We start from the raw sequence: 13,257 nt of genomic DNA on the forward strand, positions 1-13,257 counted from the left end.
CCCCTCCCCCGACATGCCAAGATGTCAGGATTTATCGCCGTACATCTACAGAGTGGTGCGGACGTGGGGCTAGGGGATGACGGGCTTGCGGCTGGCGAGAGCCACCCAGACCTGGCCGGGGGCGAAGTTCATCGGCTCGCCGCTCTCCGTGGTGAACGTCGTGCCACTGTCCTCTGATTCCCGCTCCCACCTGGCCTTGTACGCCTTGCCGTCGCGCAGCACGATCGCCGAGCCCTTGCCCGTGGTGTGCACGAGCGGCGTGTAGCTCTGGTTCTTGTCGTGGAACTGCGAGCGCTCGGTCTTGGTGTACTGCACGACGATGGTGGGCGCGCTGAGCTGGCCGCCCTCGGCCGCCATGTCCTTCTTGCCGTCCTGCCAGATCAGCCACTCCTGCTTGGCCTCGGACCAGGTGAAGGTGAAGCGCGCGGCGGGCCACCTGACCGTGTACGACTTGCGCGGCACACCGCCCTCGGCGGGCGGGTCGCCGAAGGTGAAGCCGATGTCCTTGGCCTTGCTCGCCTTGGGCGCCGCGGCCAGCAGCTTCTTGGTGTGGGCGAACAGGTTGTACGGGGCGAAGCGGCCCGGCTGGCGGTAGTAGGCGCCGGGGTTGCGCGTGTCGCCCACGTCGTACAGCGAGGCCTCGGCGATGAGCGGCAGCATCTTGGTCTGCGCGCCCGAGTAGGAGAAGGCCGGCTTGCCGAACTGCGGGGTGATGTGCAGGTCGGAGATGCGCGCGCTGCGCACCGGGCCCACCTTGGCCGGCAGCTTGGAGGAGAAGATCGCCATGAGCCGGGTCAGCCCGGCCTCGACCTGCTCGATGTAGACGATGTCGGCGCTCTTGAGCCCGAGCTGCGGCTTGCCCGCCGCGGTGTTCTCGATCTTGACGGCGAGCACCGGCTTGAGCGTGTCGTACGGCTTGCCGGTGAACGGATGCGCCTTGACCTCTTCCTCTTCCTGAGGCGTCTCGCTCGGCGCGTCCGTGGCCGCCTGCGGCGCGGAACCCGCGGCCGGCTCCTCGGACGAGCAGGCCGCGACAGGCAGCAACACGGCCGCTCCGGCCAGCCAGAGGGTGATCAACCGGGGTAGCCGCACGTGTACATCTCCTCGCTTCAGCCCAAAATCGGGATGAAGCTTACTGGCTTCCCCAAATTAGGTCATTCGGTTGCCATAGCTGCCGGCGGATTGTCATCAATCTCGAAGAATTGGGGGTATTCGGTGTGCCCGGCCAGCCGGAGCGTCCTGGCCAGCCAGCGGCGCTGGGCGGCCCGCGTGACCGCCACGTGGTTGTTGTAGAACCGGCGCGAGTAGACGACCTTGGCCACCGCCGCGTCCAGCTCCTCCAGCAGCGCCCGGCCGCCCGGCGACTCCGACAGCTTCTCCCTGAAGCGCTCCTGGTCCACCACCGCGCGCAGCGTCCGCGACAGGTCGCTCTCGGCGTGCTCGCGCTCCTCGGGGCCCGCGGAGCGCGCCTCGTGCGCCGCCGCGGCCAGCACCAGCGACGTGGCGGGGTCGAGCAGGCGGGAGCCCGCCAGCTCCAGCACCACCGCCCTGCGCCGCATGAGAGCGGCGTCCAGCGCCTGCTGGGCCAGCTCCAGGCGCAGGTGCAGGCGGTCGAGCCGGCCTGCCCGCCAGGAGATGTACACCGCCGTGAGCACCACCACGATGCCCACGATCAGCACGATCATGGTGGTCGTCACAGGTCCTCCTCGGCGAACCGGGGCGGCGCGGCGGCCGTGTGCGCCGCGCTCGCGACGCGTCTCACAGGTCCTCCTCCACGCGGCCGGCGCCGCTCATGGTGACGGTCTCGTAGACGCGTACGACGTCGCGCGCCACCGTCGACCAGTCGTACTTGCGCACCGCCACCAGCGCCTCGGCCGCCAGCTTGGCCCGCCGCGCGGGCGCGTCGAGCAGCGCGGCGGCCTCGCGCGCCAGCGAGGCCGGGTCGCCGTTGGTGAACAGCGCGCCCGCCTGGCCCTCGCCCAGCACCTTGCGGAACGCCGGGATGTCGCTGGCCAGCACGGTCGCCCCCGACGCCATGGCCTCGGCCAGCACGATGCCGAAGCTCTCGCCGCGGGTGTTGGGCGCGCAGAACACGTCGACCGAGTGGTAGGCGCGGATCTTGTCGGTCTCGCTCACCATGCCCAGCACGGTCACCCGGTCCCTGAACCGCTTCGGCACCCGTTCGTAGACGTCCTTCTCATCGCCCGGCCCTGCGATGAGCAGCTTCACGTCGGGCCGCCGCTCGGCCAGGATGGCGAACGCGTCGAGCAGGATCGGCAGGCCCTTGCGCTCTTCGTCCATGCGGCCGAGGAAGCCGATCGTGGCGCCGTCGGGGCCCCAGCCGTCGAGCGGCTCGGCGTCGGTGTAGCGGGAGACGGTGACGCCGTTGGGGATGAGCACGGTGTCGCCGCCGAACTGCTCGACCAGGCTCTTGCGCGCCGCGTCGGAGACCGCGATGCGGCCGCTCAGCTTCTCCAGCGCGCTGCGCAGCAGCGGCTCGGCCACCGCGATCGCGCGCGAGCGGTTGAACGAGGCATGGAAGGTGGCCACGATCGGCCCCTTGGCCGCCCAGCAGGCCAGCACGCCCAGGCTGGGGATCAGCGGCTCGTGGATGTGCAGCACGTCGAACTCGCCCGTACGCACCCAGCGCCGCACCCGCGCGGCCGACAGGAAGCCGAACGACATCCTGGCCACCGACCCGTTGTACGGCACGGGCACGGCCCGCCCCGCGCCGGTCACGTAGGGGGGCAGCTCGTCGTCGTCGGCCGCCGGGGCGATCACGGATACCTCGTGCCCCTGCGCCATCAGCGCCTGCGCCAGGTCGTCGATGTGCTGTTTGACCCCGCCCGGCATGTCCCACGAGTAGGGGCAGACGATGCCGACTTTCATCGGGGATCCAGGTCGTCCAGCCAGAGCCGCTGCATCATGTGCCAGTCCTCCGGATGCTCGGAGATGCCCTTCTCGAACACGTCGGCGAGGCCCTGCGCCAGCACCGCGACCTTCTCCTGCCGGGTGCCCTCGGCGGGCACCGGCAGCTCCTCGTGGATGTGGATGCCCCAGTCGTCGCCCACGAAGTAGACGGTGGCGGGCAGCAGCGCGGCCCCGGTCTGCACGGCCAGCAGCGCGGGCCCCGCGGGAATCTTGGTGGCCGCGCCGAAGAAGCGCACCTCCACGCCGTTCTTGGTGAGGTCGCGCTCGGCGGGCAGGCAGACCACGCCGCCCTTGCGCAGCCGCGATGCGAGGATGCCGAAGTTGTGGCCGTCGCCGCCGGTCAGCGGCAGCACCTCCATGCCGAGCCCCTCGCGGAAGGCGACGTAGCGGCGGAACAGCGACTCCGGCCGCAGCCGCTCGGCGACGGTGGTGAACGGGTGGCCCACGCTCACCAGCCAGGCGCCCGCCTGGTCCCAGTTGCCCATGTGCGGCAGCGCCAGCACCACGCCGCGCCCGGCCGCGACGTTGTCGTGGATGTGCTCGGCGCCGATGACGTGGGTGCGCCGCACCAGCTCGGCGCGGTCCATCCTGGGCAGGCGGAAGATCTCGTGGAAGTAGCGGAAGTACGAGCGGATGCCCGCCTTGGTGAGCTCGCGCAGCTCGCGGCCGCCCGGCTCAAGGCCGGTCACCCGCGCGAGGTTCGACTCCAGGCGGCGCACCGACTTGCCGCGCCTGGCGTGGACCCGGTCGGCCAGGAACCGGAAGACCGCGGCCGTCGGGCGCTCGGGCAGCAGCGGCACGAGTGTCCAGCCGGCCGCGAACCCGGCGGCCACGATGCGGTCGCCGAACGATGCCTTGTCGCTCATCTCTCCCTCGTCTGCCCAGTCTGCTGTCTGGTCTGCTGGTGCACGGCCATCACGCGCTGGCCCACGGTGATCAGGCTGGCGACCGCGAGCAGCCACATGCCGGCCGGCAGGACGTACGGGACGCCGAGCCCTTCGAGGAACGCCGCGACCAGCGCCACCACCAGCCGCTCCGGCCGCTCGGCCAGCCCGACGTCGGCCGTCAGGCCGAGCCCTTCCGCCCTGGCCTTGGCGTAGGAGACCAGGGCGCCCAGGATCAGGCAGGCGAGCGTCACCGAGGCCGTCAGAGTGTCGTCGCGCTCGAAGAAATACAGGATCAGGCCGGCGAAGATGGCGGCGTCGGCGACCCTGTCGAAGGTCGAGTCGAGGAAGGCGCCCCAGGTGCTGCCCCCCTTTCCGCCGAGCCGGGCGACCACGCCGTCGAGCAGGTCGAACAGCACGAAGACGGTGATCACGAGCGCCCCCCAGGCGAGCTGGCCAAGGGGGAAGAAGAGCAGGGCGGACACGACCGTGCCGAGGGTGCCGACCGCCGTGACGGCGTTCGGGCCTATCCCGCGGCCGGCGAGGGCCCTGCCCAGCGGGGTGAGTATCCGGGTCACGGCCGGGCGCAGGAGTTTGAGCATCGCGGTCCGATCGTAGGCCATGCGGGGGCTGACAACTTTCTTTGCCCCGGACCCCTTGTGATATCCGCCACACGGGTATTTGGTGAACACACCGCGTCCATGCGGTTTCCGGCACCCTCCGCGCGGGCGCGGCGTTGGCAGACGGACCAACGCGAAGGGAGCGACGCCGCCTGGGCCGAGGAGCGACGGGAGCGAGCTACCGGACGCGGCTGGACGGCGTCCCCCCATCGACCGAGCCGTCTCACGAGGTGAGACGAAAGATTAGCGGGAGGCGATGTGGCGGAAAGGCACTCTGGCGGCGCCGCAGGAGCCGCGGGCAGGGCACCCGCGGCCGACAGGGCGGATGCGATTCGCAATGTCGTGCTGGTCGGCCACTCAGGAGCAGGCAAGACGACCCTCGTCGAGCAGTTGCTGGCCGCGACGGGCACCATCCAGCGCCCGGGACGCGTCGAGGACGGCAACACGGTCACCGACTTCGACGAGGTCGAGGTCAAACAGCAAAGATCCGTCAACCTCGCCGTCGCACCCCTGGTGCACAACGGCATCAAGATCAACCTTCTCGACACTCCCGGATACGCCGACTTCGTGGGCGACCTGCGCGCCGGGCTGCGCGCGGCCGACGCGGCGCTGTTCGTGGTCTCGGCCTGCGACGGCGTGGACGGGCTCACCCAGATGCTCTGGGAGGAGTGCGCCCAGGTGGGCATGCCGCGCGCGGTCGTCATCACCAAGCTCGACCACCAGCGCGCGAACTTCGACGAGGTGCTCGCCACCTGCCAGGACAAGTTCGGCGACGGCGTGGCGCCCCTCTACCTCCCCGTCGTCACCAACGGCCACGTCAACGGCCTGATCGGGTTGCTGACGCAGAAGTTCTACAACTACGCGACCGGCGAGCGCACCGAGAAGGAGCCGGGCGCCGAGTACGAGGCGCAGATCGAGGAGTACCGCGGCGCCCTGATCGAGGGCATCATCCAGGAGAGCGAAGACGAGTCGCTCATGGAGCGCTACCTCGAGGGCGAGCCGGTCGACACCGGCGTCCTCATCGAGGACCTGGAGAAGGCCGTCGCGCGCGGCAGCTTCTACCCGGTGCTGTGCAGCGGGCTGGGCGTGGGCGCCCAGGAGATCCTGGAGCTGATGACGCAGGGCTTCCCCTCCCCGCTCGAACACCCGCTGCCGGAGATCACCGACCTGTCGGGCAAGCCGGTGCAGGGCATCGCGTGCGACCCGGACGGGCCGCTCGTGGCCGAGGTCGTCAAGACCACCAGCGACCCGTACGTGGGCCGCATCAGCCTCGTACGCGTCTTCTCCGGCACGCTGCGCCCCGACATGAGCGTGCACGTCTCCGGCCACGGCCTGGCCGACCGCGGGCACGAGGACCACGACGTGGACGAGCGCATCGGCACCCTGAGCTGCCCGCTGGGCAAGCAGCAGCGCACCGCGCCCAAGGCGATCGCGGGCGACATCGTGGCGGTGGCGAAGCTGTCGCGCGCCGAGACCGGCGACACCCTCTCCGACGTGGACCGCCCGCTGCTGATGACGGCGTGGAGCATGCCCGAGCCGCTGCTGCCGGTGGCGATCAAGGCCAAGTCGAAGGCCGACGAGGACAAGCTGTCGCAGGCCCTGGGCAGGCTGGTGGCCGAGGACCCGACGCTGCGGCTGGAGAACAACGCAGAGACCCGCCAGCTCGTGCTGTGGTGCATGGGCGAGGCCCACACCGACGTGCTGCTCGACCGGCTGGCCAAGCGGCACGGCGTCGAGGTCGAGCGGGTCGAGCTGCGGGTGCCGCTGCGCGAGACGTTCGGCGGCAAGTGCCAGGCGATGGGCCGCAACGTCAAGCAGACCGGCGGACACGGCCAGTATGCCATCTGCCACCTGGAGGTCGAGCCGCTGCCGTCGGGCTCGGGCTTCGAGTTCGTCGACAAGATCGTGGGCGGCGTGGTGCCGCGGCAGTTCATCCCGTCGGTGGAGAAGGGCGTGCGCACCCAGATGGAGCGGGGCGTCGTGGCCGGCTACCCGATGGTGGACCTGCGCGTCACCCTGTACGACGGCAAGGCCCACTCGGTCGACTCCTCCGACATGGCCTTCCAGATCGCGGGCCAGCTCGCGCTGAAGGAGGCGGCGTCCAAGGTGCCGACGCTGCTGCTCGAACCGGTGGACGAGATCTCGGTGCTGGTGGCCGACGACTACGTGGGCGCGGTGATGTCCGACCTGTCCTCGCGGCGCGGGCGCGTGCTCGGCACCGAGCCGGTGGGCAAGGGCCGCACGCTGGTCAAGGCGGAGGTGCCGCAGCTGGAGATCACGCGCTACGCCATCGATCTGAGATCCATGTCACACGGGACGGGGACGTTCACGCGGACGTTCCTGCGCTACGAGCCGCTGCCGCCGAACCTCGCGAGCAAGGTGACCGCCGCGGATTGACCGGCGGGCACGGCGATCGCGACCGGACATGACGCGCCGGGAGGGCATGCCACCTGGGCATTTGTCCCTCCCGGCACAGCTCGCGGCAATTGTCACAGACACGTCACGGTATGATTGCGGTTTTCGTCGCGAGCATGCCTGAGAAGCTGCCACACTGGGTGGCACTATGCGAACTGCACGCCCACTTCTCGCCGCCACCGCTCTCGCGATCGCGACCACGTCGGCCGCCTACGTCTGGGGCCCCGACGCCAAGCCGGGCAAGGCGGCGAGCGCGAAGAAGCCGGCCGCCGCCGCGCCCGCCGCGGCCTGCAAGCCCGACGCCCGCTATCCCAAGCGTGAGCTGCGCGGAGTGTGGATCGCCACGACGACCAACCTCGACTGGCCGTCGAAGGCGGGCCTGAGCAAGGCCAAGCAGCAGGCCGAATACGTGAAGATCCTGGACAGCGCCGCCAAGCGCAACCTCAACGCGGTCTTCGTCCAGGTGCGGCCGGCCTCCGACGCGCTCTACAAGTCCTCGCTGGAGCCCTGGTCGCGGTATCTGACCGGCACGGCGGGCAAGGACCCGGGCTGGGACCCGCTGCCGTTCCTCATCGACGAGGCGCACAAGCGCGGCATGGAGTTCCACGCCTGGTTCAACCCCTACCGCGCCTCCTACAGCGACGACATCGCCAAGCTGCCCGCGGGGCACCCGGCGAAGAAGCACCCGGGCTGGACGGTCAAGTACGGCGGCCGCCTCTACTACAACCCGGGCCTGCCCGCCGTGCGCGACCACGTGACCAAGGTCATCACCGACGTGGTCGGCCGCTACGACGTCGACGGCGTGCACTTCGACGACTACTTCTACCCGTACCCGGAGGCCGGGGCGACGTTCGACGACGCCGCGGCCTTCAAGAAGTACGGCAAGGGCCAAAAGCTCGCCGACTGGCGCAGGTCCAACGTCAACAAGCTGGTCGAGCAGGTCGACCAGGCCGTGCACCGCACGAAGAACCACGTCAAGTTCGGCATCAGCCCGTTCGGGATCTGGCGTAACACCTCCAACGACCCGCGCGGGTCCAAGACGTCGGGCATGTCCGCCTACGACTCGATCTACGCCGACGCCCGCGCCTGGATCAAGGCCGGCACCGTCGACTACGTCCTGCCGCAGCTCTACTGGCCGCGCGGCCACAAGGCGGCCGACTACCGCACGCTGGTGCGCTGGTGGTCCGACGCGGTCAAGGGCAGCGACGTGCAGCTCTACATCGGCCAGGGCCTCTACCGCGTCGGCAGCAAGGACGACAGGGCCTGGACCAAGCCCGGCGAGCTGGCCGCGCAGATCGGCCTCAACCGCGACAGCAAGGAGATCGACGGCGCCGTCTACTTCAGCGCCAAGCAGCTGCTGACCAACCCGCTCGGCGCGATGGACCGGCTCGCCAAGACCTACTACGGCCGTCCGGCGCTGCTGCCGCTGATGGAGGAGCGCGGCGGCAAGGCTCCGGCCATGCCGGCGGGCGCCAAGGCCGACGGCACGCGCCTGTCGTGGAAGCCGTCCGACGGCGCCCGTTCGTACGCGATCTACCAGGTGCCGAAGTCCGGCAAGGACTGCCGCACCACCGACGCGCGCAACCTGGTGGCCGTGGTGAGCGACCCGTCCTACACGGTGAAGTCGCCGGGCACCTACCTCGTCACCGCGCTCGACCGGCTGCACAACGAGAGCAAGGCGGTCAAGGTGAAGGCGGACGCGCCCTGACGCCCGCCGCCTGACCTGAACGCGCAGGGGCCGGTCTCCGTCCGAGGAGACCGGCCCTCCGCCGTTCCGGGGCCGCGATCGGGGCGAGTCGGCCTCGCACGGGTCTGACGCATGAGAGGGTGGTCGCGTCCTGTGGCGGGCCGGGCTGGGGCTCCGGCGCCGCCGCGCCGCGCGAGGGCAGCGAGCACGGGAGGTCGTCGGCGTGAGGCGCGTGTTGGTCGTGCTGGCCGTAGTGGTCGCTCACGCGCTGGTGGGTCTGGCGGCTCCCGCCGCCGCCTCCGGCCGGGCGTCCGTGAGGGACGCGGCGGAACCGGCCGGGCGGGTGGCGCTCATCGGGGTGCCGGGGTTGCACTGGGACGACCTCACCCCGGGCGACACGCCCAACCTGTGGGAGCTGGCCGGGCAGAGCGCGATCGGCTCGCTGTCGGTCCGTACGGTCGGCAGCGTCACCTGCCCGTACGACGGCTGGCTGACGGTGTCGGCGGGCACCAGGTCGGCCGTCGGCTACGCGTGCGGCGCTCCCCCCGTCCCCCGGCAGGCCGGCGAGGGCGCCGTCATCCCCCACTACCGCTACCTCATCGACGTGGCCGGGCAGCAGGAGGCGGGCACGCTCGGCGAGACGCTCAAGGCGGCCGGCCGCTGCTCGATCGCGATCGGTCCCGGCGCGGCGCTGGCGCTGGCCGACCGGCAGGGCGCGGTGGCCCGCTACCACGACTCGCCGCTGCGCGTCAGGAGCACGGACCTGGCCCGCTGCCCGCTGGTCGCCATGGACGTCGACGACCTCATCGAGCCCTACCTGGCCCGGGCGGGCGGCCGCCTGCCCCGGGTGCCCGACGAGCTGCCCGCCGCCGAGCGCCGCGACGCGCTGCGGCTGGCCGACGCCAAGGCGGGAGCGCTGCTGTCGGTGCTGCCTCCGGACACGACGGTGCTGCTCGCCGGGCTGTCCGACCACGGCTCCGTACCGCACCTGAGGGTGGCCGCCATGCGCGCGCCGGACGCGCAGGGGCGGCTGCTGGGCGCGGCCTCCACCCACCGCGAGGACATCTCGATCATCACCGACTTCACCGCCACCGTGCTGAGCGAGCTGGGCGTGCCGGTGCCGGCCACGGTCGTGGGCACGCCGCTGAAGGCCGGCTCCGCCGGGGCCTCGATCGCGGAGCTGCGCAGGGACGACGCCACCGCGCAGGCGATCAGGTCGGTGAAGGGCGGCTACTTCACCGTGATGGCGGTGCTGCAGGTGTCGTTCTACCTGGTGGCGTTCCTGCTGCTGCGCCGCCGCAAGGGTTTGTCTCCGGTACGCGTGGCCGCCGTCGCGCTGGCCGCCCTGCCCGTCTCCAGCTACCTGGTCAACCTGCTGCCGTGGTCCGGCCTGCCGCAGCTCGTCGGCGGCGTGCTGGCGTGGACGGCCGCGGTGACCTTGCTGGCGTTCGCCGGGCCGTGGCGGCGCCGTCCGCTCGGCCCGCTGGCGGTCGTGGCCGGGGTCACCGCGCTCACCCTCGCCGGTGACCTGCTGACCGGCACCACGCTGCAGCTCAACAGCGTCATGGGGTACGGCGCCGACGTCGGAGCCCGCTACTACGGGCTGGGCAACATCCCGTTCGCACTGCTCGCGACCGGCACGCTGCTGGCCGCCACGGTGATCGCCCACCGGTGGCCGGGCCGCGTCGGCGTCGGCGCGATCGTCGCGCTGGGCGCGTTCGCGATGGTGCTGGGCGGCTCCGGGCTGGGCAGCGACTTCGGCGGCGTCATCGCGTTCGTGCCCGGCATCGCGGTGACCGCCCTCATCCTGTCGGGACGCCGGGTCTCGCTGGTGAAGCTCGGGGCGTTCTGCGCGGCCGGCGGCGTGATCGTGATGGGCTTCGCCTGGCTCAACTACCTGCGCCCGCCGAGCGAGCAGTCGCACCTCGGCAGGTTCGTGGGGCAGGTGCTGACCGGGGAGGCGTTCGACGTCATCTGGCGCAAGCTGCACGCCATGCTGGCCACCCTGCTCAGCCCCAACCTCATGCCCATCGTGATCGCCGCCGCGGCGTTCCTCGTCTACGCGATCCTGCGGCCCGAGCAGGCGTCGGCGGGGGTCGTGCCGGCCGCGTTCGAGCACTCCCCCGCGCTGCGCGCCGGCCTGATCGGCACGCTCGTCAGCGGCGTCATCGGCATGCTCGTCAACGACTCGGGCGCGGCCGTGCTGTCGATGGCGCTCGCGCTGGCCGTGCCGCTGCTGCTGGCCACCGGCATCGGCGCGCTGCCCAGGCCGCGGCGCGCGTCAGTCCCAGGCGTCGGCGAGCAGCTGGCGGGTGTCGCGAAGTAGCTGCGGCAGCACCTTCGTCCGCGCCACGACCGGCATGAAGTTCGTGTCGCCGCCCCACCTCGGCACCACGTGCTGGTGCAGGTGCGCCGCGATGCCCGCGCCCGCGACCTGGCCCAAATTCATGCCGACGTTGAAGCCCTGCGCGCCGCTCGCCTTGCGCAGCGCCCGCAGCGCCCGCTGGGTGAACTCGCCCAGCTCCGCCACCTCCGCCGCGTCCAGCTTGTCGTAGCCGGACACGTGCCGGTACGGCACCACCATCAGGTGGCCCGAGTTGTACGGATAAAGGTTGAGCACGGCGTACACCAGCTGCCCGCGCTTGACGATCAGGCCGTCCTCGTCGCTCATCTTCGGAATGGCGTCGAACGGGCACCCGTCGTCGGGACCGGTGCCTGTCGGCTTGTTCTCACCCTTGATGTAGGCCATCCGATGCGGGGTCCACAGCCGCTCGAAGTTGTCGGGGGTCCCGGCTCCTGCCTGATCGTGCATATCTAGCAGCATAGGACCCCGGACAAACCGGGGCCTCTTCCGGCGCAATCCTGATCGCCCCCGACAGGAGGACGCCATGCGTGAAGCCCTGGCCGAACAGTCCGTCCCGCCCGCCGACGCCTCCGAAGAACCCGCCGACGGCACCTCGCCGGAGGACTCCGCTGAGGACTCCTCTGGGGCCGCGCCGTCCTCCATCGAGGCCCCCACCGAGGGTGCCGCCGTCAAGGGGCGGATCAAGGTCGCCGACGAGGTCGTGGAGAAGGTGGCCGCGCCGGCCGCCCTGGAGGTGCCGGGCGTCGCCGACCTGGGCGGCGACCTCGTGCGGGCCTTCGAGTCCGTACGCGACCGCATCGGGCTCGGCTCCCGCCGCGCGGACTCGTCGGCGTCCTGAGTCCTGAGCACGGCCGCGTCCCTGGGACGACCGCGTCCCTGAGAACGGCCGCTTCAGCGCTCTGAGAAGCCCTCAGACCGCTCCTCGAGTCCGGCGGCGTGTCCGGGAACCCCGGTGCGCCGTCCGGCGAAACGCCGGTACGCCGTCCCGGGAAACGCCGGTACGCCGTCCGGCGAAACGCCAGTGCGCCGTCCCGGGAAACGCCGGTGCGCCGTGCCGTCCCGGGCTGTCAGGATGGCAGGCATGACCGAGCAGCTTGAGCCCATGCCCGACGACTGGCAGCGCGCGCTGGCCATCGTGGCCCACCCCGACGACCTGGAGTACGGCTGCGGGGCGGCGGTCGCCGTGTGGACCGATGCCGGGCGTGAGGTCACGTACCTGATGGTGACCAGAGGTGAGGCGGGCATCGACACGCTCTCCCCCGCCGAGGCCGGACCCGTGCGGGAGCGCGAGGAGCTGGCGAGCGCGGCGGTCGTCGGCGTGACGGCCGTGGAGTTCCTCGACCACACCGACGGAGTGATCGAGTACGGCACCGCGCTCCGCCGCGATCTCGCCGCCGCCATCCGCCGCCACCGGCCGGAACTCGTGATCACGCTGAACTTCGACGACACCTGGGGCGGCGCGCACTGGAACACGCCCGACCACCGCGCGGTCGGCCGGGCCACCATGGACGCCGTCGGCGACGCCGGCAACCGCTGGATCTTCCCCGATGCCGGCCCCGGCCCCTGGAACGGCGTGCGCTGGGTCGCCGTGGCGGGCTCCAATGCGCCGACGCACGCCGTGGACGTCACCGACGGCCTGGAACGCGGTGTGCGCTCCCTCATGGAGCACCGCGCGTACATCGAGGCGCTGCAGCCCGGCGCGGACCCGGAGGTGTACGCCCGCGAGCTCATCGAGGGCTTCGCCCGCGAGGAGGCCAAGCGCTTCAACGGCCGCCCGGCCGTCTCCTTCCGCCTCTACCCCCGCTGACCCCCACCCCGTTCACCCGCAGCGCCCGCCGACCCGCGCGCGCCCCTCGGCGCCCGGCACCCCACGCGCGCCCTCGGGCGACCCACGCACGACCTCAGCGCCCCGCAGCCCACGCACCCTCGGGACCCCGTCGACCCACGCGGCGCCCTCGGCACCCCGTCGACCCACGCGCGCCTTCGACGCCCCGCCTGCTGCATAGGCGCGCCGAGTTCTCCTCTCCCCTCCCGGCCCACCGCCCCACGGGGGTCGCGAGGGGAGAGGGGGAGACGCGAAAGGCCCGGCCACGTCCGAAGCGTGGCCGGGCCTTTCGAAGCGCGTACCGCCGCCCGAGGAGGCGTGGACGCCGCTCGGAAGCAGGCGCGTGCCGCCGCCGCCCCGCAACGCGAGCACGCCACGCAGAAAGCGGACGCGTGCCGCCGCCTCGGAACGGGAGCGCCCCGCTCGGGACGCGGGTGCGTGCCGCCGTCTCAGAAGACGAGCGCACCGCCCGGGAGGCAGGCGCGTACCGCCGCACTGGCAGCCAGCGTGCCGCCCGGGGAGCGGGCGCG

General features: G+C 71.8%; 11 protein-coding genes. 5 read left to right on the forward strand and 6 right to left on the reverse strand.

Translation table 11 applies throughout. From position 1 onward, the window contains the following. Nucleotides 1-69: 69 nt before the first annotated feature. From ACFMQL_RS00465 to pgsA, 5 genes are all read right to left on the reverse strand, one after another. Nucleotides 70-1,092, reverse strand: a complete 1,023-nt coding sequence (locus ACFMQL_RS00465) for a DUF3048 domain-containing protein (protein ID WP_364066021.1) — start codon at nucleotides 1,090-1,092, stop codon at nucleotides 70-72. Nucleotides 1,093-1,154: 62 nt separating this feature from the next. Beyond that, complete coding sequence (locus ACFMQL_RS00470; RefSeq protein ID WP_364066024.1) at nucleotides 1,155-1,697, reverse strand: hypothetical protein; 543 nt, start codon at nucleotides 1,695-1,697, stop codon at nucleotides 1,155-1,157. Nucleotides 1,698-1,758: 61 nt separating this feature from the next. Further along, on the reverse strand, nucleotides 1,759-2,889 hold the full coding sequence (locus ACFMQL_RS00475; protein ID WP_364066027.1) for a glycosyltransferase family 4 protein: 1,131 nt from the start codon (nucleotides 2,887-2,889) through the stop codon (nucleotides 1,759-1,761). Continuing rightward, the gene (locus ACFMQL_RS00480) at nucleotides 2,886-3,797 is read right to left on the reverse strand and encodes a phosphatidylinositol mannoside acyltransferase (protein ID WP_364066030.1); all 912 of its coding nucleotides are present in this window, start codon (nucleotides 3,795-3,797) and stop codon (nucleotides 2,886-2,888) included. Before ACFMQL_RS00480 ends, ACFMQL_RS00475 begins: the two co-directional genes overlap by 4 nt. Next, nucleotides 3,794-4,438: a phosphatidylinositol phosphate synthase gene (gene pgsA / locus ACFMQL_RS00485; RefSeq protein WP_364066033.1), complete on the reverse strand. Its 645-nt coding sequence runs from the start codon at nucleotides 4,436-4,438 to the stop codon at nucleotides 3,794-3,796. The genes ACFMQL_RS00480 and pgsA overlap by 4 nt, the downstream gene beginning before the upstream one ends. A gap of 255 nt (nucleotides 4,439-4,693) precedes the next feature. Between pgsA and ACFMQL_RS00490 the strand changes: the two genes are divergently transcribed. The 3 genes from ACFMQL_RS00490 (at nucleotide 4,694) to ACFMQL_RS00500 (ending at nucleotide 10,863) form a co-directional block, all read left to right on the forward strand. Then, complete coding sequence (locus tag ACFMQL_RS00490; protein WP_378784080.1) at nucleotides 4,694-6,832, forward strand: elongation factor G-like protein EF-G2; 2,139 nt, start codon at nucleotides 4,694-4,696, stop codon at nucleotides 6,830-6,832. A 166-nt stretch (nucleotides 6,833-6,998) separates the two neighbouring features. Further along, on the forward strand, nucleotides 6,999-8,558 hold the full coding sequence (locus ACFMQL_RS00495; RefSeq protein WP_378784082.1) for a glycoside hydrolase family 10 protein: 1,560 nt from the start codon (nucleotides 6,999-7,001) through the stop codon (nucleotides 8,556-8,558). 202 nt (nucleotides 8,559-8,760) lie between these two features. Continuing rightward, nucleotides 8,761-10,863 carry a hypothetical protein gene (locus ACFMQL_RS00500; protein ID WP_378784084.1) on the forward strand — a complete coding sequence of 701 codons (2,103 nt, stop codon included), beginning with the start codon at nucleotides 8,761-8,763 and terminating at the stop codon, nucleotides 10,861-10,863. Here the strand turns inward: ACFMQL_RS00500 and ACFMQL_RS00505 are convergent. After that, on the reverse strand, nucleotides 10,819-11,349 hold the full coding sequence (locus ACFMQL_RS00505) for an HIT family protein (protein ID WP_378784085.1): 531 nt from the start codon (nucleotides 11,347-11,349) through the stop codon (nucleotides 10,819-10,821). The two genes, ACFMQL_RS00500 and ACFMQL_RS00505, sit on opposite strands and share 45 nt — an antisense overlap. A 76-nt stretch (nucleotides 11,350-11,425) precedes the next feature. Here ACFMQL_RS00505 and ACFMQL_RS00510 point away from each other — a divergent pair, with 76 nt between their 5' ends. Further along, complete coding sequence (locus ACFMQL_RS00510; RefSeq protein WP_364066046.1) at nucleotides 11,426-11,740, forward strand: hypothetical protein; 315 nt, start codon at nucleotides 11,426-11,428, stop codon at nucleotides 11,738-11,740. A 243-nt stretch (nucleotides 11,741-11,983) separates the two neighbouring features. Next, complete coding sequence (locus ACFMQL_RS00515) at nucleotides 11,984-12,709, forward strand: PIG-L deacetylase family protein (RefSeq protein ID WP_364066048.1); 726 nt, start codon at nucleotides 11,984-11,986, stop codon at nucleotides 12,707-12,709. Nucleotides 12,710-13,257: the final 548 nt, after the last annotated feature.

It is taken from the genome of Nonomuraea fastidiosa (genome assembly GCF_042751225.1).
GTDB classification, from domain to species: Bacteria; Actinomycetota; Actinomycetes; order Streptosporangiales; family Streptosporangiaceae; genus Nonomuraea; species Nonomuraea fastidiosa.